Annotated in this window: 19 protein-coding genes, 2 rRNA genes and 1 pseudogene; 9 read left to right on the top strand and 13 right to left on the bottom strand. The window is 71.9% G+C overall.

What is annotated here, in order from left to right; translation table 11 throughout:
* Window positions 1–346: 346 nt before the first annotated feature.
* Window positions 347–718, top strand: a complete 372-nt coding sequence (locus F9B16_RS36460) for a hypothetical protein (RefSeq protein ID WP_151544777.1) — start codon at window positions 347–349, stop codon at window positions 716–718.
* 84 nt (window positions 719–802) lie between these two features.
* Here the strand turns inward: F9B16_RS36460 and F9B16_RS36455 are convergent, their stop codons facing one another.
* From F9B16_RS36455 to F9B16_RS36445, 3 genes are all read right to left on the bottom strand, one after another.
* Window positions 803–1,390, bottom strand: a complete 588-nt coding sequence (locus F9B16_RS36455; protein ID WP_151544776.1) for a TetR-like C-terminal domain-containing protein — start codon at window positions 1,388–1,390, stop codon at window positions 803–805.
* Window positions 1,391–1,539: 149 nt separating this feature from the next.
* The gene (locus F9B16_RS36450; protein ID WP_151544775.1) at window positions 1,540–2,547 is read right to left on the bottom strand and encodes a DUF4192 domain-containing protein; all 1,008 of its coding nucleotides are present in this window, start codon (window positions 2,545–2,547) and stop codon (window positions 1,540–1,542) included.
* 61 nt (window positions 2,548–2,608) lie between these two features.
* On the bottom strand, window positions 2,609–3,106 hold the full coding sequence (locus F9B16_RS36445; RefSeq protein WP_151544774.1) for a phosphoribosyltransferase: 498 nt from the start codon (window positions 3,104–3,106) through the stop codon (window positions 2,609–2,611).
* Between the two features lie 194 nt (window positions 3,107–3,300).
* Here F9B16_RS36445 and F9B16_RS36440 point away from each other — a divergent pair, with 194 nt between their 5' ends.
* Window positions 3,301–5,367, top strand: coding sequence for an ATP-dependent DNA helicase (locus tag F9B16_RS36440; RefSeq protein WP_192809165.1), 2,067 nt, complete (start codon window positions 3,301–3,303; stop codon window positions 5,365–5,367).
* 24 nt (window positions 5,368–5,391) lie between these two features.
* Here the strand turns inward: F9B16_RS36440 and F9B16_RS36435 are convergent, their stop codons facing one another.
* The 4 genes and pseudogenes from F9B16_RS36435 to F9B16_RS36415 form a co-directional block, all read right to left on the bottom strand.
* Window positions 5,392–6,603, bottom strand: coding sequence for a pyridoxal phosphate-dependent aminotransferase (locus F9B16_RS36435; RefSeq protein ID WP_151544773.1), 1,212 nt, complete (start codon window positions 6,601–6,603; stop codon window positions 5,392–5,394).
* A 97-nt stretch (window positions 6,604–6,700) separates the two neighbouring features.
* Window positions 6,701–7,729: an ABC transporter permease gene (locus tag F9B16_RS36430; RefSeq protein WP_151544772.1), complete on the bottom strand. Its 1,029-nt coding sequence runs from the start codon at window positions 7,727–7,729 to the stop codon at window positions 6,701–6,703.
* Between the two features lie 301 nt (window positions 7,730–8,030).
* Window positions 8,031–9,089, bottom strand: a pseudogene (locus tag F9B16_RS54280) (ABC transporter permease); the annotation flags it as partial.
* Between the two features lie 41 nt (window positions 9,090–9,130).
* The gene (locus tag F9B16_RS36415) at window positions 9,131–9,910 is read right to left on the bottom strand and encodes an ABC transporter ATP-binding protein (RefSeq protein WP_151544771.1); all 780 of its coding nucleotides are present in this window, start codon (window positions 9,908–9,910) and stop codon (window positions 9,131–9,133) included.
* A gap of 241 nt (window positions 9,911–10,151) precedes the next feature.
* On the opposite strand from F9B16_RS36415, the gene F9B16_RS36410 reads away from it, so the two are divergent.
* The 4 genes from F9B16_RS36410 to F9B16_RS36395 all read left to right on the top strand — a co-directional run bounded on the left by F9B16_RS36410 (window position 10,152) and on the right by F9B16_RS36395 (window position 14,448).
* The gene (locus tag F9B16_RS36410) at window positions 10,152–10,895 is read left to right on the top strand and encodes a TetR/AcrR family transcriptional regulator (RefSeq protein ID WP_225992251.1); all 744 of its coding nucleotides are present in this window, start codon (window positions 10,152–10,154) and stop codon (window positions 10,893–10,895) included.
* 61 nt (window positions 10,896–10,956) lie between these two features.
* Window positions 10,957–11,958: an AurF N-oxygenase family protein gene (locus F9B16_RS36405; RefSeq protein ID WP_151544770.1), complete on the top strand. Its 1,002-nt coding sequence runs from the start codon at window positions 10,957–10,959 to the stop codon at window positions 11,956–11,958.
* A gap of 3 nt (window positions 11,959–11,961) precedes the next feature.
* Window positions 11,962–13,542, top strand: coding sequence for a flavin-containing monooxygenase (locus F9B16_RS36400; RefSeq protein WP_151544769.1), 1,581 nt, complete (start codon window positions 11,962–11,964; stop codon window positions 13,540–13,542).
* Between the two features lie 93 nt (window positions 13,543–13,635).
* Window positions 13,636–14,448: an SDR family NAD(P)-dependent oxidoreductase gene (locus F9B16_RS36395; protein ID WP_151544768.1), complete on the top strand. Its 813-nt coding sequence runs from the start codon at window positions 13,636–13,638 to the stop codon at window positions 14,446–14,448.
* A gap of 61 nt (window positions 14,449–14,509) precedes the next feature.
* On the opposite strand, the gene F9B16_RS36390 is transcribed toward F9B16_RS36395, so the two are convergent.
* Both F9B16_RS36390 and ctaD read right to left on the bottom strand, forming a co-directional pair.
* Window positions 14,510–15,235 carry an SAM-dependent methyltransferase gene (locus tag F9B16_RS36390; RefSeq protein ID WP_225992250.1) on the bottom strand — a complete coding sequence of 242 codons (726 nt, stop codon included), beginning with the start codon at window positions 15,233–15,235 and terminating at the stop codon, window positions 14,510–14,512.
* 10 nt (window positions 15,236–15,245) lie between these two features.
* Window positions 15,246–16,913, bottom strand: coding sequence for an aa3-type cytochrome oxidase subunit I (gene ctaD / locus F9B16_RS36385; protein ID WP_151544767.1), 1,668 nt, complete (start codon window positions 16,911–16,913; stop codon window positions 15,246–15,248).
* 94 nt (window positions 16,914–17,007) lie between these two features.
* Here ctaD and F9B16_RS36380 point away from each other — a divergent pair, with 94 nt between their 5' ends.
* Window positions 17,008–17,505, top strand: coding sequence for a DUF523 domain-containing protein (locus tag F9B16_RS36380; RefSeq protein WP_225992249.1), 498 nt, complete (start codon window positions 17,008–17,010; stop codon window positions 17,503–17,505).
* On the opposite strand, the gene F9B16_RS36375 is transcribed toward F9B16_RS36380, so the two are convergent.
* Window positions 17,506–18,138 carry an SbtR family transcriptional regulator gene (locus F9B16_RS36375; protein ID WP_151544765.1) on the bottom strand — a complete coding sequence of 211 codons (633 nt, stop codon included), beginning with the start codon at window positions 18,136–18,138 and terminating at the stop codon, window positions 17,506–17,508.
* 79 nt (window positions 18,139–18,217) lie between these two features.
* Between F9B16_RS36375 and F9B16_RS36370 the strand changes: the two genes are divergently transcribed.
* Window positions 18,218–18,940, top strand: a complete 723-nt coding sequence (locus F9B16_RS36370; protein ID WP_225992248.1) for an SDR family NAD(P)-dependent oxidoreductase — start codon at window positions 18,218–18,220, stop codon at window positions 18,938–18,940.
* Window positions 18,941–18,956: 16 nt separating this feature from the next.
* Here the strand turns inward: F9B16_RS36370 and F9B16_RS36365 are convergent, their stop codons facing one another.
* Window positions 18,957–19,901, bottom strand: coding sequence for an AraC family transcriptional regulator (locus F9B16_RS36365; protein ID WP_151544763.1), 945 nt, complete (start codon window positions 19,899–19,901; stop codon window positions 18,957–18,959).
* An 82-nt stretch (window positions 19,902–19,983) separates the two neighbouring features.
* Here F9B16_RS36365 and F9B16_RS36360 point away from each other — a divergent pair, with 82 nt between their 5' ends.
* On the top strand, window positions 19,984–20,820 hold the full coding sequence (locus tag F9B16_RS36360) for an NAD(P)H-binding protein (RefSeq protein WP_151544762.1): 837 nt from the start codon (window positions 19,984–19,986) through the stop codon (window positions 20,818–20,820).
* A gap of 52 nt (window positions 20,821–20,872) precedes the next feature.
* Here the strand turns inward: F9B16_RS36360 and rrf are convergent.
* Both rrf and F9B16_RS36350 read right to left on the bottom strand, forming a co-directional pair.
* Window positions 20,873–20,989, bottom strand: a 5S ribosomal RNA gene (gene rrf / locus F9B16_RS36355).
* Window positions 20,990–21,142: 153 nt separating this feature from the next.
* Window positions 21,143–21,235 (bottom strand): 23S ribosomal RNA (locus F9B16_RS36350); the annotation flags it as partial.

Raw genomic sequence — 21,235 nt, 5'->3', positions numbered from 1 at the left:
CGCCTGCCGGCGCGGCGCGCTCTTGCGGCCTGCGTGCCCGGCCCCGCCGGCCGGCGCGGACGCCGCGGCGAGCCCCACCCGCGGCGGCCCCGGGCCCAGGGTGCTCAACGCCCCGCACACGGTGGCCGCGAGCACTGCGGCGGCCGCCCGCCGGACCGCGATCGGCCCGTCCATCAACACCCCCCGCTGTTGATCTCCCAGGCCCGGCCAGTCTAGGGTGCTGTGCCCGGCTCGCCGGGGACGCCGCCGCTGTGTCGGGAACCCGGCCGCGCCGCGCGTTCGTTGTCCGCAGACACCCGACCAGGTCCCGTTCCCCCTCCGGGGCCGCCCGACGACAGGACAGGCGATGAGGTTCCGGGACCGATTCGGCATCCGCCGGCACCGCGGCACGACGGTGGCCAAGCTCGACCGGGAGGCCACGGCCGCCGACATCGAGGCGCTGATCTCCTTCGCGCGCGACCGCCGCGGCGTCGAGTTCTACATCGAGCCGGAGACCTTCGCCACCGACACCACCGCGGTCGCGGTCGCCCACGACGGCGAGTGGACCCGCCGCCGCGTCGGCTCCCCCAAGGTCATCGGCAAGGTCGCCCGCGACCTCGGCGTCCCCGCCTACGACGTGCAGATCGTCGGCTACCCGCCGCGGATGCGCGCCTGGAACGAGCGCAACCGCGACCGCCGCATAGACCCCGGCACCCCCGGCCAAGCCGTCCGCCCCTAACACCAGGCCACCCCGAACCCTCTGGCCCAACCCACCCGGCCCCCGCGACGCCTCCGCCTTGAGGCGCCGGGGTGCTCTTCGGTGTCAGGGGTGGGGGTCGGGGGGTGGCCAGTTGCGGAGGAGGGCGTCGATGGCGTCCAGTGCCCGCTGCCAGGACGTGTCGACGTCGCGGGCCGCGCGCGAGTGGTCGAAGCCGCCCGCCTCCTCCAGGCTCACGTAGCCGTGGAAGACGCTGCCCAGCAGCCGCACCGCGTCCGTCTGGTCCGGCTCGGCCAGGTCGTAGCCGCGCAGGATCGCCCGCATCATCTCCGCGTGCCGGCCAGCGGCGCTGCCTGCGGCGGTCTCGGGGTCGAGCCGCAGCCGCGCCGCCGCGTACCTTCCCGGATGCTCCTTCGCGTACTTCCGGTAGGCGCCCGCGAACGCGACCAGCGCGTCCTTGCCCGCGCGGCCCGCGAGCGCGCCGGCGGCCTCGTCCGCGAGCTCGGCGAGCGCCAGCACCGCCACCCGCGCCCTGAGATCCTGGACGTTCTTGACGTGCGAGTACAGGCTCGCGTCCTTGACGCCGAACCTGCGCGCGAGCGCGGACACCGTCACGTTCTCGAAGCCGACCTCGTCCGCCAGCTCCGCCGCCGCCCGCGCCAGGCGCTCGGCGCTCAACCCCGCCCGCGCCATCCGCCCTCCTATGCCGCCGACCCGGCTACCTAATCGTCCTAGGTAACCGGACTTTCGTCTCCCCACGCAACATCAACGTGGTGGGGGTCGGCAGATGGCTGTGTGCGGAGGTTGGAGGTGTGAGTGGGGTCGCAGGGGGCGGGCGTGGGTTAGCTGGCCTCTTGGGTTGGTTCGTGGTACGCGGCGGCCAGTTGATCAGGGGTCATGCCTATGCGGGCTTGGGCGGGTGGGACGCCGGCGTCGATCAGGCTGCGGAGCAGGACGGCCATGGAGTACGCGGGGTCGGCCTCCAGAGCGCGTTCCAGGGCGACGTTGGCCAGGCCGCCGTCGCCGGCGGTGTAGGCGGCGAAGGCCAGCAGGGACGCCGGGGCCGGGACGTACGGGGGTTCGACGCGGCGGAGGACGTCGCGCCAGAAGGCGATGTCGGCGGCGGGGGCGTCCTCGTCGATGCGGATCCACGCCTCGTCGCGGACGCGGAGGTCGGTGAGGAAGAAGCCGAGCCGGGCGACGTCGTCGTCGGTGGGCCGGGTGCCACCGCGGGCGCGGGCGAGGACGCGGGGGACGTGGTCGAGGCCCTCCTCGGTGGTGCGGGAACGGAACCGGGACGCGGGTTCGCGGGCCCATCGCAGGAAGCGTCGCTCGGCCCGCTCGGTGGCGCGGCGCATGGACTCGCGGGCCAGGCCGCCGACCGGCTGGACGGAGCGGACGAGTTCGTCGCGGTCGGCGAGGGCGACGTGGCCGGCGAGCGTCGCCTGCGCGGCGATGAGGCTGGTGGAGATGTCGTAGGGGGTGCCTTCGGCGGGGCAGCAGCCGTCGGTGCAGGTGAGCGACCACCAGCGGCCGTCGCGGACGCGGACGGATTCCACGACGTCCACGCCGGCGGCGGTGAGGGCTGCGGCCATGGAGCCGGCGGAGCCTTCGACCTCGCCGGCCGGGCCGTAGCCGAGCAGGAGCGCCTTGCGGAACCCGTTGCCGGCCAGCAGCCCGGCGACGCGTTCGCCGGCCGCGGCGGGGACCGGTAAGTCGAGCCGGACCGCGCAGGTTCCGTGCGGGCCGTCGTGGCCGATGACGACGAGGCTGCGGGAGGGGTGGAACCCCAGCAGGTAGGGAACGGCGGCTATGGCGTCCTGAGCGGAGCGGATGACCAGTGCTGTCATGCCCTCGACACTGGCAGCCGCGACCGGCGGGGCGAAGACACCGCCGAAAATGTGGATAACTTCAGGCGTCGAGGATCTGCTGCGGCCGGCTGACGACGGGCGGCTCGGTCGACCAGGGGAAGTTGATCCAGCGGTCGGTGTGCCGCCAGACGTACTCGCACTTGACGGTGGAGTGCGGCTTCTCGTAGACGACGGCGCAGCGGACGTCGGCGACGTGGTCGGCGCAGAAGTCCCGGACGAGCTTCAGGGTCGCGCCGGTGTCGGCGACGTCGTCGGCGACCAGGACCTTGGCGCCGGAGAGGTCGACGGCGTTCGGCACGGGCGGGAGCATCACCGGCAGGTCGAGGCGCTGGTCGACGCCGGTGTAGAACTCGACGTTCATGACGTGCAGGTTCTTGACGTCCAGGGCGTAGCCGAGGGATCCGGCGACGAACAGGCCGCCGCGGGCGATGGAGAGGATCAGGTCGGGCCGGTAGCCGCTGGCGGCGATCTCCTGGGCCAGCTCGCGGCCGGCGGTGCCGAACAACTCCCAGGTCAGGACTTCTCTTTCAGCAGACACGGCCCCTATCTTGGCCGACCCTCCGCAAAGGGCGTCAACCGGACCCGGCGGAGGCCGGCGGCGGGCCGGCGGCGGGACGGCCGGGCGGTCCCCGTCGGGCCGAACCCGGGCGCGGGTGTCCGCCGCGGGCTGTAGCGTTGGGCGACGTGCCCGCCCCTGATCTGCTGACCGACAGCGACGCCAAGATTCCGGACATGCCGACCCTGTTGTCCGCCGCCGTCGAGGCCATCGGGGGCGCCGAGCGCCCCGGGCAGGTGGAGATGGCGGGGGCGGTGGAGAAGGCCATCGCGTCGGGCGAGCACGTCGCCGCGCAGGCGGGCACCGGGACGGGCAAGTCGCTGGCGTACCTGGTCCCGGCGATCCGGTACGCGGTCGAGAAGCAGACCACGGTGGTGGTGTCGACCGCGACGATCGCGCTGCAGCGCCAGCTCGTCGACCGCGACCTGCCGAGGCTGGCCGAGGCGCTGAACCCGCTGCTCGGCCGGGAGTTGAAGTTCGCGATCCTCAAGGGCCGCCGCAACTACCTGTGCCTGCACCGGGTGCAGACGGGCGCGCCGGAGGAGGACGAGGGCGGCGCCGGGCTGTTCGACCCGCAGCAGCTGTCGATGCTGGGACGCCAGGTCAAGCGGCTGAACGAGTGGGCCGAGGAGACCACGACGGGCGACCGCGACGAGCTGGTCCCCGGGGTGAGCGAGCAGGCGTGGCGGCAGGTGGCGGTCACCGCGAAGGAGTGCCTGGGCGCGCAGCGCTGCCCGCAGGGGACGGAGTGCTTCGCGGAGCTGGCCCGCGCGGAGGCGGGCGAGGCGCACATCGTGGTCACCAACCACGCGCTGCTGGCGATCGACGCGCTGGAGGAGTTCCAGGTCCTGCCGGAGCACGACGTGGTGATCGTGGACGAGGCGCACGAGCTGGTCGACCGGGTGACGTCGGTCGCGACGGGCGATCTGAGCGCGGCCGGCGTGGACACGGCGGCGCGGCGCTGCGGGCGGCTGGTCGAGGAGGGCGTCGCCGACCGGCTCAAGGAGGCCGCGGAGGGCCTCGGCGTCCTGCTTGAGGATCTGCCCGCGGGGCGCATGGACGTGCTGCCCTCGTCGTTGGGCAGCACGCTCGCGGCGACGCGGGACGCGCTGCATGCCTGCCTCACGGCGATCGGCCCGGAGAAGAAGGACGCCGATCCGGGTGACATGGCCGCCCGCAAGGCCGCGCGGTCGTCGCTGGAGGATCTGCACGACACGGCGGTGCGGATGCTGGAGTCGTTCCAGCCGGAGATGTCGCAGCGGTTCGACGTGGTGTGGCTGGAGAAGCCGTTCGTCCAGGAGGGGCGTCCGAAGCGTCCGCCGGCGCTGCACGTCGCGCCGATCGGGGTGGGCGGCCTGCTCCGGACGACGCTGTTCGAGCAGCGCACGGCCGTCCTGACGTCGGCGACGCTCACGCTGGGCGGGTCGTTCGAGCCGCTGGCGCGGCAGTGGGGGCTGCCGCCGCTCGGGGAGAACGCGCCGCGGGACGCGAAGACGGCCGCGGAGGGCCTCGCGCAGACCGCCACCGACGGCAAGGACGAGGACGGGAAGGACGGCAAGGAGATCGTCTGGTCGGGCCTGGACGTCGGCTCGCCGTTCGACCACCCGAAGTCCGGGATCCTGTACGTGGCGCGGCACCTGCCGCAGCCGGGCCGGGACGGGCTCGCCGACGCGTACCTGACGGAGATCACCGAGCTGATCGAGGCGGCGGGGGGCCGGACGCTCGGCCTGTTCTCCTCGATGCGGGCCGCCCGGCAGGCCGCCGACGAGCTGAAGGACCACCTGTCGCACCCGCTGCTGTGCCAGGGCGAGGACTCCACGTCCCTGCTGGTCAAGCAGTTCGCCGAGGACGAGCGGACGTGCCTGTTCGGGACGCTGTCGCTGTGGCAGGGCGTGGACGTCCCCGGCCCGTCCCTGCAACTGGTCATCATGGACCGCATCCCGTTCCCGCGCCCGGACGACCCGGTGTCGTCGGCGCGCGCGCGGGCGGTGGCGGCGCGCGGCGGCAACGGGTTCATGGCGGTGTCAGCGACGCACGCGGCGCTGCTGCTGGCGCAGGGCGCGGGCCGGCTGCTGCGGTCGATGGACGACCGCGGCGTGGTCGCCGTCCTCGACCCGCGGCTGGCGACGGCCCGCTACGGCGGCTTCCTGAAGAACTCGCTGCCGCCGTTCTGGGCGACGACCGACCCGGACGTGGTGCGCGGCGCGCTCAAGCGCCTCGACGCCGCCGCGTCCGAGTCGTGACACCCCGCCGGGCGTAATGGCCCGTCAGCGGCGGTAGGTGCTCAGGAAGTCGCCGATGCGGCCGACGGCCTCCTCGAGGTCGTCGGCGTACTGCAGCGTGACGACGCGGAAGTGGTCGGTGGTCGGCCAGTTGAAGCCGGTCCCCTGCACGACGAGGAGCTTCTGCCGTTCGAGCAGGTCGAGGGCGAAGCGCATGTCGTCCTCGATCGGGTACATCTCGGGGTCGAGCCGCGGGAAGACGTACAGCGCGCCCTTGGGCCGGACGCAGCTGACGCCGGGCAGGTCGTTGAGGAGCTTCCAGGCGCGGTCGCGCTGCTCGCCGAGCCGGCCGGTCGGCAGGACGAGGTCGTCGATGCTCTGGTAGCCGCCGAGCGCGGCCTGGATCGCGTGCTGGCCGGGGACGTTCGGGCACAGCCGCATGTTGGCGAGGATGTCCAGGCCCTCGATGTAGGACTCGGCGTGCTCCTTCGGCCCGGACAGCACCACCCAGCCGGATCGGAACCCGGCGACCCGGTAGTTCTTGGACAGCCCGCCGAAGGTCAGGCACAGCAGGTCGGGGGCCAGCGAGGCGATCGGGACGTGCACGGCGTCGTCGTAGAGGATCCGGTCGTAGATCTCGTCCGCGAAGACGATCAGGTTGCGGCGGCGGGCGACCTCGACGATCTGGGTCAGCACCTCGCGCGGGTAGACGGCGCCGGTCGGGTTGTTGGGGTTGATCAGCACGATCGCCCGGGTGCGGTCGGTGATCTTGGCCTCGATGTCGTCCAGGCTCGGCGCCCAGTCGGCGGCCTCGTCGCACAGGTAGTGGACGGGGGTGCCGCCGCACAGCGACACCGACGCCGTCCACAGCGGGTAGTCGGGCGCCGGGATCAGCACCTCGTCGCCGTCGTTGAGCAGCGCCTGCAGGGTCATCACGATCAGCTCGGACACGCCGTTGCCGAGGTAGACGTCCTCGACGTCCAGGCCGGTGACGCCGTTGTCCTCGAACCGCTGCACGATGGCGCGGCGGGCGGGCAGGATCCCCTTGGAGTCGCTGTAGCCGTGCGCGTCCGGCAGGTTGCGGATCATGTCCTGGAGCAGCTCCGGCGGAGCCTCGAACCCGAACGGGGCGGGGTTGCCGATGTGCAGCTTGAGGATGTTGTGGCCCTCGGCCTCGAGCTGCTTGGCGCGCTTGAGCACCGGCCCGCGGATGTCGTAACAGACGTTGGTCAGCTTGCCCGACTGGTTGACCTGCATGGACACACAATATCCGCGCCGCGGGGCCGCAATCCGCCCGCCCTGCCCGCCCCACGGGGCCTTGCGGGGCGGGCGGGGCGGGCAGTGAGGGGCCTGATCACGGTGCGGCGATCGAGGCGAGGATCGCCCGCCGGGCCGCGCGGCGGGCGGGCCTGATCGCGGCGAGCGCGCCCGCCACCCCTCCGACCAGCGCGATCACGCCCAGCTGGACGGGTGGGGCGGCGAACGGGTTCCCGAGCGCGGCGCCGAGCCCCCAGCCGAGGAACACCCCGAGGCCGAGCCCGCCGGCGGTCCCGAACAGCGCGACGATCAGCGACTCCCAGCGCACCATCGAGCGGATCTGCGCCCGGGTCGCGCCGACGGCGCGGAGCAGGCCGAGCTCGCGGGTCCGCTCGTGGACCGACAGCGACAGCGTGTTGGCGATGCCGAGCAGCGCGATGATGATCGCGAGGGCGAGCATCCCGTAGACGACGGCGATGAACCCGTTCATGTCGGACGTCTGCGCCGTGACGAACGCGTCGCGGGTCTCGACGTCGGGCGCCCCGTACGGCTCGGCGAGCGCGGTGAGGGCGCCGCGCGCCGACGCGACGGACGCGCCGGGCTGGAGGTCGACGAACGCCCTGGTCACGAGCGGCTGCTTCGTGTGGGCGTCCCAGATCGTCCAAGGCACGAGGTAGTCGCCGGTCAGGTCGGTCCGGTCGTACACGGCGCCGACCGTGACCTCCTGCGCGACGCCGTCGGCGAAGGTGAGGCCGACACGCGAACCGGCGTGCCAGCCGCGGTCGTCGGCGATCTTCTTGGAGACCGCGAAGGTGCCCGGCCCGGCGAGCGAGCCCTGCGAGACGTCCAGGTCGAGGACGCGGTGCAGCGCGGACGGGTCGCCGACGGACACGGTCGCGATGCGGCCGCCGACCCGCATTCCGCCGGTGCCGAGCCCCGCGACGCCACTGACCTGCGGCAGCCGGGCGGCCTCGTCGACGAGCCGCGGGGCGAAGCCGCCGGTCTCGTTGCCGCCGCCGTCCACGACGAGCGGGCCCTTGAACGAGCCGGCGACGCCGTCCTCCAGGGACGCGCGGAGCGAGCCGACGAACACCGTGAGGAGGGTGACGACTCCGACGCCGATCATCAGCGCGGTCGCGGCGCCGGCGGTGCGGCGCGGCGCCCGGACGCGCCACCGCGGGCCCGAGCACGACCATCGCGACCAGGCACAGCACCGCACCGGCGGCGGCCATCGCGACCTGCCCGCCGGACGCGCCGAGCACGACCGTCCCGGCGGCGACCGCCGCGAACACCCCGCCGACGATCATCCGGGTGTCGGACGGCCGGGACGGCTCCGCCGCGACCTCGCGCAGCGCCGCGAGGGGCCGCACCCGCGACGCCCGCAGCGCGGGACCGAGCGCGGCGACGAGCGTCACGAGCAGCCCGGCCGGCACCGCCACCAGCAGCGTCGTCGCGGAGACGGTGAGCCCTTCCATCGCGATCCCGATCCGGAACGTCGTGAACAGCAGCCGGAGCAGCGCGGCGAAGCCGAACCCGCCGGCGAGCCCGGCCAGGGTCGCGGCGCCGCCGATCACCAGCGCCTCGATGCCGGCGAACGCCACGACCTGGCGGCGGCCGGCGCCGAGCGCGCGCAGCAGCGCCGACTCGCGGGTCCGCTGCGCCATCGTGATGGCGAACGTGTTGTGGATGCTGAACGCCGCGACGAACAGGGCCACCCCGCCGAACGCGCCGAGCACGATCCGGAACGTCTTGAGGAAGCCGTCCTGCACGGCGGTCATGCCCTCGTCGACCTGGGCGCGGTTGGTGACGGCCTCGGTCCCGGCGGGCAGCATGGGGCGGATGCGCGCGGCCAGCGCGTCCTGGCTCACCCCACCTGCGGCGCGGATCGCGACGCTGCTGATACGGCCGGACGACTTCGCGACGTACCGCTGCGCGCCCTCCAGGCTGAACGCGGTGAACGACGTCTCGCCGAACGCGTCCTCGCTGCCGAACTTGCTGATCCCGACGACCGTCACGGGAACGCGCTCGGGCGTGAGGACGGCCGTCCGGTCGCCGACCTCCAGCTTTCCCTCGTCGGCGAACATCTTGTTGATGACGACCTCGTCCGGTGCGCGCGGCGCGCGTCCCTCGGCGAGCCGGTAGGGGTTGAGCTTCGGGTCGTTGAGCCAGTTCCCGGCGGTCCTCGGGCCGCGGGACGGGATGGTCGTCCCGTCTTTGGCGAGCAACTGCCCGGAGCCCTGGATGACGGGTTCGGCGTTCGCGACGCCGTCCACTCCGCGCACCTTCGCCAGCACCGACGCGTCGATCTGCCCGCGCGCGCCCCACGGCGAGTCGCTCACCTTGGTGGCGTTGCGGACGCTGACGTCGCTCTTGCCGTAGGCGCCGGAGAAGTAGCCGTCGATGCTGGACGCGAGCGTGTCGCCGAGCACCAGCGTGCCGGTGAGGAACGTCACGCCGAGGAACACCGCGACCAGCGACCCGGCCATGCGGCGCTTGCGCCCCCACAGCTCCTTGAAGACGAGCCCGGTCATGACCGGTCCCCCAGCCCGCGCATCCGGTCGAGGACCCGGTCGGCCGTGGGCTCGTCCATCACGTCGACGACGCGCCCGTCGGCGAGGAACACGACCGCGTCGGCGTAGCCGGCGGCGACCGGGTCGTGGGTCACCATCGCGACCGTCTGGCCGAGGTCGTCGACGGCGCCGCGCAGCAGGCCGAGCACTTCGGCGCCGGTACGCGAGTCGAGGTTGCCGGTCGGCTCGTCCGCGAACACGATCTGCGGACGGGTGACCAGCGCGCGCGCGAGCGCCACCCTCTGCTGCTGCCCGCCGGACAGTTCCGACGGCTTGTGCGTGAGCCGCTGCCCCAGCCGCAGGACCCGCACCACCGTGTCCAGCCACTCGCGGTCGGGACGCGTCCCGGCCAGCGTCATCGGCAGGACGATGTTGTCCTTCGCGGTGAGCGTCGGGAGCAGGTTGAACGCCTGGAACACGAAGCCGATGCGCTCGCGCCGCAGCCGCGTCAGGCGCCGGTCCGACAGGGACCCGAGCTCCTGGTCGCCCACGTAGACCTTCCCGGACGTGGCGTCCTCCAGGCCCGCCACGCAGTGCATCAGGGTCGACTTGCCGGCGCCGGACGGGCCCATGATGGCGGTGAAGCGCCCGGCGGGGAACGCCACGCTCACCTCGTCGAGCGCGCGCACCGCCATGTCGCCGGTCCCGTAGACCTTGGTGAGCCGTTCCGTGCGGGCGCCGCCCGTGTCCGCGTCCGCCTCGTTGATGGTTCGTCTTGCCTCTGCCGCGTTTCCCATGGCCGGGATCGTCACGCGCCGGTACGGCCCGCGTCGTCCGGCTGCGAGAGGCACCGCGCCTACCCCGTGGGCGGCACCGGCGCGCCCGCGCGTACGACGGGGGCGGCAGCGGAGCCGGGCCGGGTACCGCGCAGGGGATACGTCCTCGCCGCGAGATCAATAAGACGCGTTGTCCAATTGTGATGCGGGCAACATACAAGCAGGCTTGCTTGCTTGTAAGTGGGCTCGTACCGTCGGAGGCGTGTCAGTGAGCAGCCGCCGGCGCCGGCGCCACAGCAGCGGGACGCGCCGGACCCAGGAGGAGCGCCGGTCGCGCACGCAGGCCCGGCTCCTCGAGGCCACCATGGAGTGCCTGGTGGACCTCGGCTGGTCCGGCACGTCCACCACCGAGGTGGCCCGCCGCGCGGGCGTCTCGCGCGGGGCGCAGCAGCACCACTACCCGACCAAGATGATCCTGGTCGCGGCGGCGCTGGAGCACCTCCTCGAAGCGCAGCGGCTCGCGTACGAGACGGCGTTCGCGGTGCTGCCGAAGGAGCGCCGCAACGTCACCGGCGCGCTCGACCTGCTCTGGGAGGTCTTCCGCGGCCGGCCCGCCAAGGCCCTGATGGAGCTGGCGGTCGCCGCCCGCACCGACGAGGAGCTGCGCCCGCTCTGCGTCGACCTGAACGAGCGGATCCTGCAGACCATCGCCGAGACCTTCGAGAAGCTGTTCCCCGCGAACACGCTGCCGCCCGACTTCACCGACACGATGCTGCGCGGCCTGTTCGCGATGTTCGTCGGGCTGTCGATCCAGAACGCCCTCGACGACGACTCCCGCGGCCACCAGGCCGCGGTGCTCCGCCAGGTCAAGGAGATCGCCCAGCTGATCGTCCCGGAGCCCGGCGGCCCCGCCTCCACCCCCGCTTCGGCGGCGGACGGCGGCGACGACGAACGCGACGCGCCACCGCAGCAGGCGCCCGCGGCCACCGCCGCGGGCGCGCCCTAGCCACGAAGAAGGATCACCCCCGGCCCCCGCAGGCCGCACCACCCCCGAGGGAGCGCCTCACATGCCGAAAGCCCCCACCGAACTCGCCGACGAGGTCCGCGAGCAGGTCAAGGACAGGAAGTCGTACCTCGGCGTCGTCGACCGGCTGAACAAGGCGTCGGTCGACAAGCACTGGGAGGCCTACGCCGACATCCCGTGGGACGACCCCGACTTCACCGTCGACAAGAACGACCCGCGCTGGGTGCTGCCGCAGTTCGACCGGCTCGGCGAGACCGAGTGGTACCGGTCGCAGCCGCCGGAGATCCAGTCGCAGATCGGGCTGTGGCGGGTCGCCACCGCCATGAAGATCGGCCTGCAGTTCGAGAACCTGCTCAAGCGCGGCCTGCTCAACTACGCCTACCGGCTGCCGAACGGCCGGCCGGAGTTCCGGTACGTCTACCACGAGACGACCGAGGAATGTCACCACGGGATGATGTTCCAGGAGTTCGTGAACCGGACGAAGATGCCGATCCGCGGCATGCCGCGCTCGCTCAGCCTCATCGCGCAGGCCGCGCCGTGGATCCCGCTCGTCAGCACGGAGATGTTCTTCGTGTTCGTGCTCGGCGGCGAGGACCCGATCGACTACGTGCAGCGCAAGTCCCTCAAGGGCGGGCACATCAAGCACCCGCTCGAAGAGACGATCATGAAGATCCACATCGCGGAGGAGGCGCGGCACATCTCCTTCGCCCGGCACTACCTCAAGCACCGGATCCCGACCATGAACCCGGCGCGCCGCCGGATCCTCGGCTTCGCGACCCCGATCGTGCTCGGCGTGATGGCGCGGATCATGCTGTCCCCGCCCGGCCCGATGGTGCGGCACTTCAACATCCCGAAGGACGTCGTCCGGCAGGCCTACAAGAGCCCGGCCTCGCAGGCGGAGATCTCCAACTCGGTCGGCAAGATCCGCGACCTGATGGCCGAGCTCGGCGTGATCGACCCGGTGAACAAGCGGGTCTGGAAGGCGTTCGGCATCTGGGACAAGCCGGGGACGCGGCGCCCGGTCGACGAGCCCAAGGCCGCCTGAGCGATGGCCGAGGCGAACAGCGCGGCGGGGCCGGAGGGACCCGCCGCGCGGCGCGCCGCCGTGGTGACGCCGGCGGCGGGACGCGGCGGACCGTACAAGGTCGTCATCGTCGGGACGGGCTTCTCCGGCCTCGGCATGGCGATCGGGCTGAAGAAGGCCGGCGTGCACGACTTCGTCATCCTGGAGAAGGCGGACGAGGTCGGCGGCACGTGGCGGGAGAACACCTATCCCGGCTGCGCCTGCGACATCATGTCGCTGCTGTACTCGTACTCGTTCGAGCCGAAGAACGACTGGTCGCGGATGTTCCCCAAGCAGGGCGAGCTGCTGCGGTACATCAAGGACATCGTCGAGAAGTACGAGCTGGAGCAGCACATCCGGTTCGGCACCGAGGTCACCGCCGCCGAGTACGACGACGCCACCGACACCTGGCAGGCGTCGGTCGAGGGCCCGGGCGCCGAGCCCGGCGAGGTCGTCCGGGGACGGGCGCTCGCCGCGGGCATGGGCCCGCTGCACCAGCCGAACATCCCCGACCTGCCGGGCCTCGCGTCGTTCGAGGGGAAGACGTTCCACTCCGCCGAGTGGGACCACTCCTACGACCTGACGGGCAAGCGCGTCGCGGTGATCGGGACGGGCGCGTCGGCGATCCAGTTCGTCCCGCAGATCGCCAAGCGCGTCGCGTCGCTGACGGTGTTCCAGCGGACGCCGCCGTGGATCATGCCGAAGCCGGACCGCAAGGTGACCGGCCTGGAGAAGGTCCTGTTCCGGCGCGTCCCCGGCTTCCAGCGCGGCTACCGCAACGGCATCTACCTGCTGCAGGAGAGCTTCGTCCTGGGGTTCAAGAACCCGCGGCTGCTGAAGGCCGCGAGCTCGATCGCGCAGTGGCATCTGGCCCGCCAGGTGCCCGACCCGGAGCTGCGCCGCAAGCTCACCCCCGACTACACGATGGGCTGCAAGCGGACCCTCGTCTCCAGCGACTACTTCCCGGCGCTGATGCGGCCCAACGTGGAGCTGACCACCGAGGGGATCGCGGAGGTCCGCGAGCACTCGATCGTCACGCGGGACGGCCGGGAGCACGAGGTCGACGCGATCATCTTCGGCACCGGCTTCCACGTCACCGACGCGTTCGAGAACGCGCGGATCGTGGGCCGGGGCGGGCTGAAGATCCAGGACGCCTGGAAGGACGGCATCGAGGCACACCTCGGCGTGACGGTGAAGGGCTTCCCGAACCTGTTCCTGCTGCTCGGCCCGAACTCCGGCCTCGGCCACAACTCGATGATCTTCATCATCGAGGCGCAGGTCCGCTACGTGCTGCAGTGCCTGGCGATGCTGGACGCGGCGGGCGGCGCGCGGATCTCGGTGAAGCCGTCCGTGCAGGACCGGTTCAACGCCTGGGTGCAGCGCAAGTCCGAGGGCGCGGTGTGGGTGGCCGGCGGCTGCGACAGCTGGTACCTGGACCGCGACGGCGTCAACCGGGCCGCCTGGCCCGCGTCGACCGTGAACTACTGGCTGCGGACGCGCCGCCTCGACCCGGGCGACTTCCGGGTGGAGGGGCGCGACGACGAGCCGGCGGTCCCCGTTTCGTAGCCGGGTGAGTGTTGGCCGGTCCGTCCCACCCCGTAGAATCCCCGCAATTGAACAGAACATCCAATTAGCCCAGCATCGAGCGGAGCGCGCAGAATGAGCATCGCGATCGTGACCGGAGGCGCATCCGGCATCGGCCGTGCGATCGCCACGTCCCTGGTGGCGCGCGGCGACACCGTGGTGGTCAGCGACATCAACGCCGACGGCGCCGCCGCCGTCGCGGACAAGCTGAACACCCTCGGCAAGGGCAAGGCGTCCTCCGCCCCCCTCGACGTCACCGACGCCGAGGCCGTCACCGACCTCTACAAGCGCGTGAAGGCCGAGAACGGCACCCTCGACCTGGTGTTCAACAACGCCGGCATCGCGATCGGCGGGCTGGCCGAGGAGCTCACCCTCGACCACTGGAACCGCGCGATCGACATCAACCTCAAGGGCGTCGTGCACGGCGTGCACGCCGCCTACCCGATCATGCTGGAGCAGGGCCGCGGGCACATCGTCAACACCGCCTCGCTCGCCGGGCTCGTCCCGATGCCGATCGGCATCCCCTACACCGCCACCAAGCACGCCGTCGTCGGCCTGTCGCTCGGCCTGCGCGCCGAGGCCGCCGGGCGCGGCGTCAAGGTCAGCGTGGTCTGCCCGAGCTTCGTCGACACCCCGCTGCTGCACAACGTCAACCCGGACCTGCCCGAGACGCAGCTGAGCGGCAACGCCACCGAGGACATCGCCAAGGCGTCACCGCGCCTCTACACCGCCGAGAAGCTCGCGCGCGACATCATGCGCGGCGTCGCCAAGAACCAGGCGCTCATCGTCGCGCCCGCGCACGGCCGCCTCGCCTGGCGCGGCGTCCGCCTCAACCCGGCCGCCGCGGTCCGCGTCGCACAGATCGCCGTCAGCCGCATCTCCAAGTAGCCGTCGCCCGTCGTTCCGAAGGCACCGCCCGCGCGCGCCCACCAGGCGCGCGCGGGCGTCCTCATGCTTTACCGGCCTGACGCCGGCTCCACTCCCGCCACTGCTCGCCCGGCGCGGGTTCGTCCTTCCAGATGTTGTAGTAGCCGACGAACTCGAACATCTGAACGTCGTCGCCCAGCGGGACGGGCCGGCCGGTGAAGCGGTGGACGCCGACGCAGTGCCCGCCCTCCGAAGGGGACAGCCGGCGCTCCTCGAAGCCATGCTCCGCGAACCACCGGCCGATCTGCGGCACCATGTCGGGCTTCTTGCGGTTGCGTGTCCAGATCACGTGCGCGCCCGGCCCGCACAGTCTCGGCAGCAGGCCGATCGTCCGCTCGATGTCGGCACCGGTGATGTTGCCGAAGATCCCGCAGGCGAGGACGAGCGAGGCCGGGACGGCGCCCGCGTAGGCGCCCGTCCGGGACGCGTCCCCCGCGACCACCTCGACCCCGTCGAGCCCCGCCGCACCCGCCGCCGCGCGGGCGGACGCGGCCAGCCTCTCGTCCAGCTCGACGAGCCGGGCCGTCACGTCGCCGCGCCGCGGATGGCCCGCCAGGACGCTGATCAGGTCGCGGCCCTCCCCTGCGCACAGGCTGACGGCACGGAACCCGCCGGTCGGCGCGCCGTCGAGCACCTCGCGGATCCGGTCCTGGACGGTCGCCAACCGCCGGGACAGGGAAGACTCCGGGTCGTCGTAGGCGCCGTGCCAGGCCGCCCAGTCCGCCGTGTTCTCCGATTCCGGCTCCATGCCGTCCAGGCTAGGGCCCCTCCTCCGCCGTGGTCTTGGGCTCGACCTCAGCCGCCTTCGGGTAGTGCAGGTCGAACGCGGGTCTTTCCGAGCGGATCCGCGGGATCGAGGTGAAGTTGTGCCGCGGCGGCGGGCACGACGTCGCCCATTCCAGCGAATTGCCGTACCCCCACGGGTCGTCCGCCTGGACCCGCGTGCCGCGACGCGACGTCCGGTACACGTTGTAGATGAAGAACAGCGTCGAGATCCCGAGCAGGAACGCGCCCGCGCTGGAGACCCGGTTCAGGGCGGTGAACTGCTTGGCATAGTCGGCGTACCGGCGCGGCATCCCCTCGGCGCCCAGCCAGTGCTGGACGAGGAACGTCGTGTGGAAACCGATGAACAGCGTCCAGAAGTGGACCTTCCCCCACGCCTCGTTGAGCATCTTCCCCGTCATCTTCGGCCACCAGAAGTAGAAGCCGGAGAACATCGCGAACACGACCGTCCCGAAGACGACGTAGTGGAAGTGCGCCACCACGAAGTAGGAGTCCTGCACCTGGAAGTCCAGCGGCGGCGACGCCAGGATGACGCCGGTCAGCCCGCCGAACAGGAACGTCACGAGAAACCCCACGGCGAACAGCATCGGCGTCTCGAAACTGAGATTGCCGCGCCACATCGTCCCGACCCAGTTGAAGAACTTCACTCCGGTCGGCACGGCGATGAGGAACGACATGAACGAGAAGAACGGCAGCAGGACCTGGCCCGTGGTGAACATGTGGTGCGCCCACACCGACATCGACAGCCCGGCGATCATGATGGTGGCGCCGACCATCCCGAAATAGCCGAACAGCGGCTTGCGGCTGAACACCGGGATGACCTCGGTGACGATCCCGAAGAACGGCAGCGCGATGATGTACACCTCGGGATGCCCGAAGAACCAGAACAGATGCTGCCAGGTCAGCGCGCCGCCGTAGGCCGCGTCGAACACGTGCGCGCCGAGCCGGCGGTCCGCCTCCAGGCACAGCAGCGCCGCCGCCAGCACGGGGAACGCCATCAGCACGAGCAGGCTCGTCAGGAACACGTTCCAGGTGAAGATCGGCAGCCGGAACATCGTCATTCCCGGCGCCCGCATCCCGATGACCGTGGTGATGAAGTTGACGCCGCCGAGGATCGTCCCGAATCCGGACAGCGCGAGGCCCATGATCCACATGTCGCCGCCGACGCCCGGACTCCGCAGCGCGCTGTTCAACGGCGCGTACGCCGTCCAGCCGAAACTCGCGGCGCCGCCCGGCGAGATGAACGACGCGAACACGATCAGGCCGCCGAGCAGGAACAGCCAGTAGCTCAGCATGTTCAGCCGCGGGAACGCCACGTCCGGCGACCCGATCTGCAGCGGCATCACGACGTTCGCGAACCCGACGAACAACGGCGTCGCGAACAGCAGCAGCATCACCGTGCCGTGCATGGTGAACAGCTGGTTGTACTGCTCGTTGGAGACGATCTGCCGGCCCGGGGAGGCGAGCTCCGCCCGCATCACCATCGCCATCAGGCCGGCCAGCAGGAAGAAGACGAACGATGTGGTCAGATACAGATATCCGATCACCTTGTGGTCGGTGGTGGTCAGCCAGGACACCAGAACCGAACCCCGGGGACGTCCCTCGGAAGGCGCCTCCGGGAGCGGACGGCCGAGAAGGACCATGCCGGGCTCCCAATCGACGGGGGAATGCCCACAACTATTCGCCGGGGATCAGGGGGGCGCAAGACGTCTCCGCGTCCCGCATAGGCTCAAAGGCGTGGAGCGCATACTGGTCAGTTCCTGCCTCGTGGGACGGCCCGTCCGATACGACGGAGCCGCCAGACCGGTGGCCGGCGATCTCTTCGAGCGGTGGCGCGCGGAGGGGCGGCTCGTACCGTTCTGCCCGGAGGTGTCCGGCGGGCTTCCGGTCCCCCGGCCGCCCGCCGAGATCGTCGGCGGTGACGGCGGCGCCGTCCTCGACGGCACCGCCCTGGTCGTCACCCGCGCCGGCGCCGACGTGACCGCCGAGTTCCTGCGGGGCGCACGTCTCGCGCTGGCCGCCGCCCGGCGCGCCGGCGCCCGCATCGCCCTGCTGAAGGAGGGCAGCCCGTCCTGCGGCAGCGGCCGCGTCCACGACGGGACGTTCTCGGGCGCTTCCGTCCCCGGCACGGGCGTGACGACGGCCCTCCTGCGCCGCGAGGGCATCCGCGTCTTCGGCGAGGACGACCTCGACGCCGTCCAGGAGCTCCTGATCGCCCTGGAGCGGGCGGACTGATCAGCGGCCGCGCATGAGTTCGGCCATCTGATCCGGCGACAGCGCGGGGACGGGCAGCGGGCGCGCCGCGTCCGCCCGCAGACCGTCGAGGAAGAGGGCGAGGAACCGGCGCCAGACCGCGGGCTCCGCGTCCCCCGACTCGCGGATGATCTGGGACATCGCCCACATCAGCGGCACGATGTCCGTGACGTCGAAGTCGCTGCGCAGCCGGCCGGAGTCCTTGGCCCGCTCGACGATCCGGGCCAGGTGCGCGAAGCCGCGATCGCACGCCTCGCTCAGTTCGGACGCGAGCGGGAAGCGGCGCGCGAGCACGTCGTTCAGCCCACGGTCCTGCGCCTGCAGCGCGACGATCCCCTCGATGAAGGCGGCGAACCCCGTCCAGGGATCGGGGTCGTCCAGGGCCTGCGCGGCGAGCCGGTCGAGCTCGGCGAGCCGGACGGGGAAGATCGCGTCGAGGAGGTCCTGCCGCGCGCGGAAGTGGTTGTAGAGCGTGCCGATGCTGACCCCGGCGCGGCGCGCGACCTCCTCCAGCGGCGCGTCGAGGCCGCGGTCCCCGAACACCTGCGCCCCGGCCGCCACCAGCTTCTCGCGGTTCCGCGCGGCGTCGGCCCGCGCCGGCCTGCTCCTGGACATACCGCCATCCTACGAAGTTGAGGAAACCCTCGACTTTCGGCTAACTTGAGGGCCCCCTCAACTTATGGAGGTTCCGACCATGACCGCGACGACCGTCGTCATCGGCGCCGGCCCCGGGCTCGGCATGTCGATCGCCCACCGCTTCGGCCGGGAAGGGCACGCCATCGCCCTCATCTCCCGCAACGGCGACCGCCACCCCGGCTATCTCGCCTCGCTCGCGTCCGCGGGCATCGAGGCGACGTCCCATCCGGCGGACGTCCGCGACCGCGACGCCCTGCTCGGCGCCCTCGACGAGATCACCGCACGGCACGGCGCCGTCGACGTCGTCTACTACGGCCCCGGCGCGGCCGACCCCGCCGCGCGCCCCGCGCCCATCACCGAGACGGACGTGCCCGCCGCCCAGGAGGCGATGAGCTGGGTGTATCCGGCCATCGACGCGGTCCGCGCGGTCCTGCCCGGCATGCTGGAGCGCGGACACGGCGGGCTGCTGTTCGCGGGCGGCCTCAGCTCCGTCGTCCCGCTGCCGATGATCGGGAACCTGGCGCTCTCGTCCGCCGCCCTCCGCAACTACGCGATCACCCTGCACGCCGCGCTCGCCGACCAGGGCGTGTACGCGGGCACGCTCACCATCGGCGGTCTCATCGAGCGCGGCGACATCCATCGCATGTTCCTCGCCGAGTCGGACCGGCTCGGCGGCGCGGCGGTCGGGACGCTGAACCCGGACGACCTCGCCGACGCCGCATGGGATCTCTACAAGAACCGCGACAGAGCCGAAGCGACCTTCAACGCCTTCGCATCCTGAGCGTGCGCCCGGGGGGTCAGTCCGCCCCGCGCCGCCAGCGGGACGGGCTGACGCCCCGCGCGCGCTTGAACGCCACGCTGAACGCGAACGCGTCCTCGTAGCCGACCTCGCGGCCCACGGCGGCGACCGTCGCGTCGGTGTCGCGCAGCAGGTCGGCCGCGAGGGTCATCCGCCACCCGGTCAGGTAGGTGAGCGGCGGCTCGCCCACCAGCCCGGCGAAACGCGCGGCGAACGCCGCACGGGACATCCCGACCTCGGCGGCGAGCGCCGCGATGGTCCAGCGGCGCGCCGGATCCTCGTGCAGCAACCGCAGCGCGTCGCCCACCGCCGGATCCGCCAGCGCCCGGTACCAGGACGGCAGGTCCGAGCCCGGCCGCGCGCACCAGGCCCGCAGCGCCAGGACGAGCACCAGGTCCAGCAGCCGATGAAGGACGGCGTCCTGGCCGGGCTCGTCACGGCCCACCTCCGCGGCCAGCAGATCCAGCGCGCCGCGCGTCCGCGGCCCGGCCGGCACCACCGCCACCGGAGGCAGCATCGCGAGGATCCGTCCGCCCACGTCACCGTGCAGTTCGTAGGCGCCGCGGAGCATGACCGTGGCTCCGGGCAGCCCGTCACCGTAGGTGCGAGGAGCCAGGTTCCACCCTTGTCGCTCGACCGGATCACCGCTGTCCGCCCGGTACTTCCGCCCCTGCCTGATCACGACCTGGGACGGCGTGGACGCGTCGTCCGCGATCGTGTACTCCCCGACCTTGGTGATCAGCGCGATGTCGCCCGCGGCGAGGCCCACCGGCGCGGCGCCGGTCTCATCGAAACGGATCGCGGCGTGCCCGCCGAGCGTTGCCACGACCGTCAGCGCCGTCGCGTCGGCGAAGGTCAGCGCCCACGGCGGCCGCTGGACCAGCTGCCTCACCAGCGCGTCGCCGGCGCGCGCCCGGTGCAGCAGATCGCTGAGGACGTCCATGCCGCACACGCTAGACGATGACAAAGGAATCCGAGACGTTCTCTCATGGATCGTCTGCCCGCCCTGCGGTTGCCTATGGGGCATGGAAAACACGCTCATCCTCGGCGCCACGGGAAAGACCGGCCGTCGTATCGTCCGGCGCCTGCGTGCCGCCGGCCATTCCGTCCGCACCGCGTCCCGTTCGGGCAGCGACGTGGCCGTCGATCTCGGCGACCCGGCGACCTGGCCCGCCGCCCTCGACGGCATCACGGCCGTCTACCTCCTGGAGCCTGTCCTGCAGCCGGTCCCGGACCGCGACGCGCGCATCCCGAAGTTCGTGACGGAGGCGGTCTCCGCGGGGGTGCGGCGGCTCGTCCTGCTGTCCGCCCACGGCGTCGGCGAGGCCGACGACGACCACCCTCTCAAGTCCGCCGAGCGGGCCGTACGGGGATCCGGTGCCGGCTGGACGATCCTGCGTCCCGACTGGTTCGCGCAGAACTTCAGCGAGTCGTTCTGGAAGCCGTGGGTGCTCAGCGGCACCCTGGCGGTGCCGACCGGGGACGGCCGCACCCCGTTCGTCGACGCCGAGGACATCGCCGAGGTCGCCGCCGACGCGCTCACCAATGACCGGCACAGCGGCCGGATCTACCCGCTCACCGGACCCCGCGCGATCAGCTTCGCCGAGGCCGCCGAGCTGATCGGCAAGGCCGCCGGCCGCACGATCCGCCATGTCGACGTCACCGCGGAGGCCTTCGCCGAACGCCTCGCCGCGAACGGCGTCCACCCGGACGCCGCCCGGATGCTCGCCGGCCTCCTGGAGGACATCCGCGACGACCGGAGGGCCGCAGTGTCGGACGGCGTGGAAAGCGCCCTCGGCCGCCCGGCCAGGCCATTCGAGGACTACGTCACCGAAGCCGCCGCCGCGGGCCACTGGGACTGACCCCGGAAATGCGAAAGGCCCCGCCGTTTCCGGCGGGGCCTTCCTAATATGAGTCCGGCGGTGTCCTACTCTCCCACACGGTCTCCCATGCAGTACCATCGGCGCTGAAGGGCTTAACTTCCGGGTTCGGAATGGGACCGGGTGTTTCCCCTCCGCCATAACCACCGAACGCCTCACGCACCACCCAACCCTCGGATGGGCAAACTCGACGTCCCAAGCAGCAGACTCAGGATCTTCACTTATCAAACGGTTCCCGGTTATTTCCTGGGAACCACACAGGGACGCGAACACTCCACACAGCGATTTGGTTTGAACGTTCAGTGTGTTCAAGCCACTCGGCCTATTAGTACCGGTCAACTCCACACGTTACCGCGCTTCCATACCCGGCCTATCAACCCAATCGTCTATTGGGAGC

The organism is Actinomadura montaniterrae, from assembly GCF_008923365.1.
Lineage (GTDB): Bacteria > Actinomycetota > Actinomycetes > Streptosporangiales > Streptosporangiaceae > Spirillospora > Spirillospora montaniterrae.
Note: the sequence above shows the minus strand (reverse complement) of the source record. Positions and strands in the feature narration are given on the sequence as shown.

Bases quoted from the DNA above. Each gene is read 5' to 3' on its own strand.
- F9B16_RS36390 (WP_225992250.1), bottom strand. From the start codon at position 15,235: ATGGAGCCGGAATCGGAGAACACGGCGGACTGGGCGGCCTGGCACGGC.
- ctaD (WP_151544767.1), bottom strand. From the start codon at position 16,913: ATGGTCCTTCTCGGCCGTCCGCTCCCGGAGGCGCCTTCCGAGGGACGT.
- F9B16_RS36440 (WP_192809165.1), top strand. From the start codon at position 3,301: ATGCCGACCCTGTTGTCCGCCGCCGTCGAGGCCATCGGGGGCGCCGAG.
- F9B16_RS36450 (WP_151544775.1), bottom strand. From the start codon at position 2,547: ATGACAGCACTGGTCATCCGCTCCGCTCAGGACGCCATAGCCGCCGTT.
- F9B16_RS36360 (WP_151544762.1), top strand. From the start codon at position 19,984: ATGGAAAACACGCTCATCCTCGGCGCCACGGGAAAGACCGGCCGTCGT.
- F9B16_RS36405 (WP_151544770.1), top strand. From the start codon at position 10,957: ATGCCGAAAGCCCCCACCGAACTCGCCGACGAGGTCCGCGAGCAGGTC.
- F9B16_RS36455 (WP_151544776.1), bottom strand. From the start codon at position 1,390: ATGGCGCGGGCGGGGTTGAGCGCCGAGCGCCTGGCGCGGGCGGCGGCG.
- F9B16_RS36365 (WP_151544763.1), bottom strand. From the start codon at position 19,901: ATGGACGTCCTCAGCGATCTGCTGCACCGGGCGCGCGCCGGCGACGCG.
- F9B16_RS36460 (WP_151544777.1), top strand. From the start codon at position 347: ATGAGGTTCCGGGACCGATTCGGCATCCGCCGGCACCGCGGCACGACG.
- F9B16_RS36370 (WP_225992248.1), top strand. From the start codon at position 18,218: ATGACCGCGACGACCGTCGTCATCGGCGCCGGCCCCGGGCTCGGCATG.
- F9B16_RS36435 (WP_151544773.1), bottom strand. From the start codon at position 6,603: ATGCAGGTCAACCAGTCGGGCAAGCTGACCAACGTCTGTTACGACATC.
- F9B16_RS36375 (WP_151544765.1), bottom strand. From the start codon at position 18,138: ATGTCCAGGAGCAGGCCGGCGCGGGCCGACGCCGCGCGGAACCGCGAG.
- F9B16_RS36395 (WP_151544768.1), top strand. From the start codon at position 13,636: ATGAGCATCGCGATCGTGACCGGAGGCGCATCCGGCATCGGCCGTGCG.
- F9B16_RS36415 (WP_151544771.1), bottom strand. From the start codon at position 9,910: ATGGGAAACGCGGCAGAGGCAAGACGAACCATCAACGAGGCGGACGCG.
- F9B16_RS36400 (WP_151544769.1), top strand. From the start codon at position 11,962: ATGGCCGAGGCGAACAGCGCGGCGGGGCCGGAGGGACCCGCCGCGCGG.
- F9B16_RS36430 (WP_151544772.1), bottom strand. From the start codon at position 7,729: ATGATCGGCGTCGGAGTCGTCACCCTCCTCACGGTGTTCGTCGGCTCG.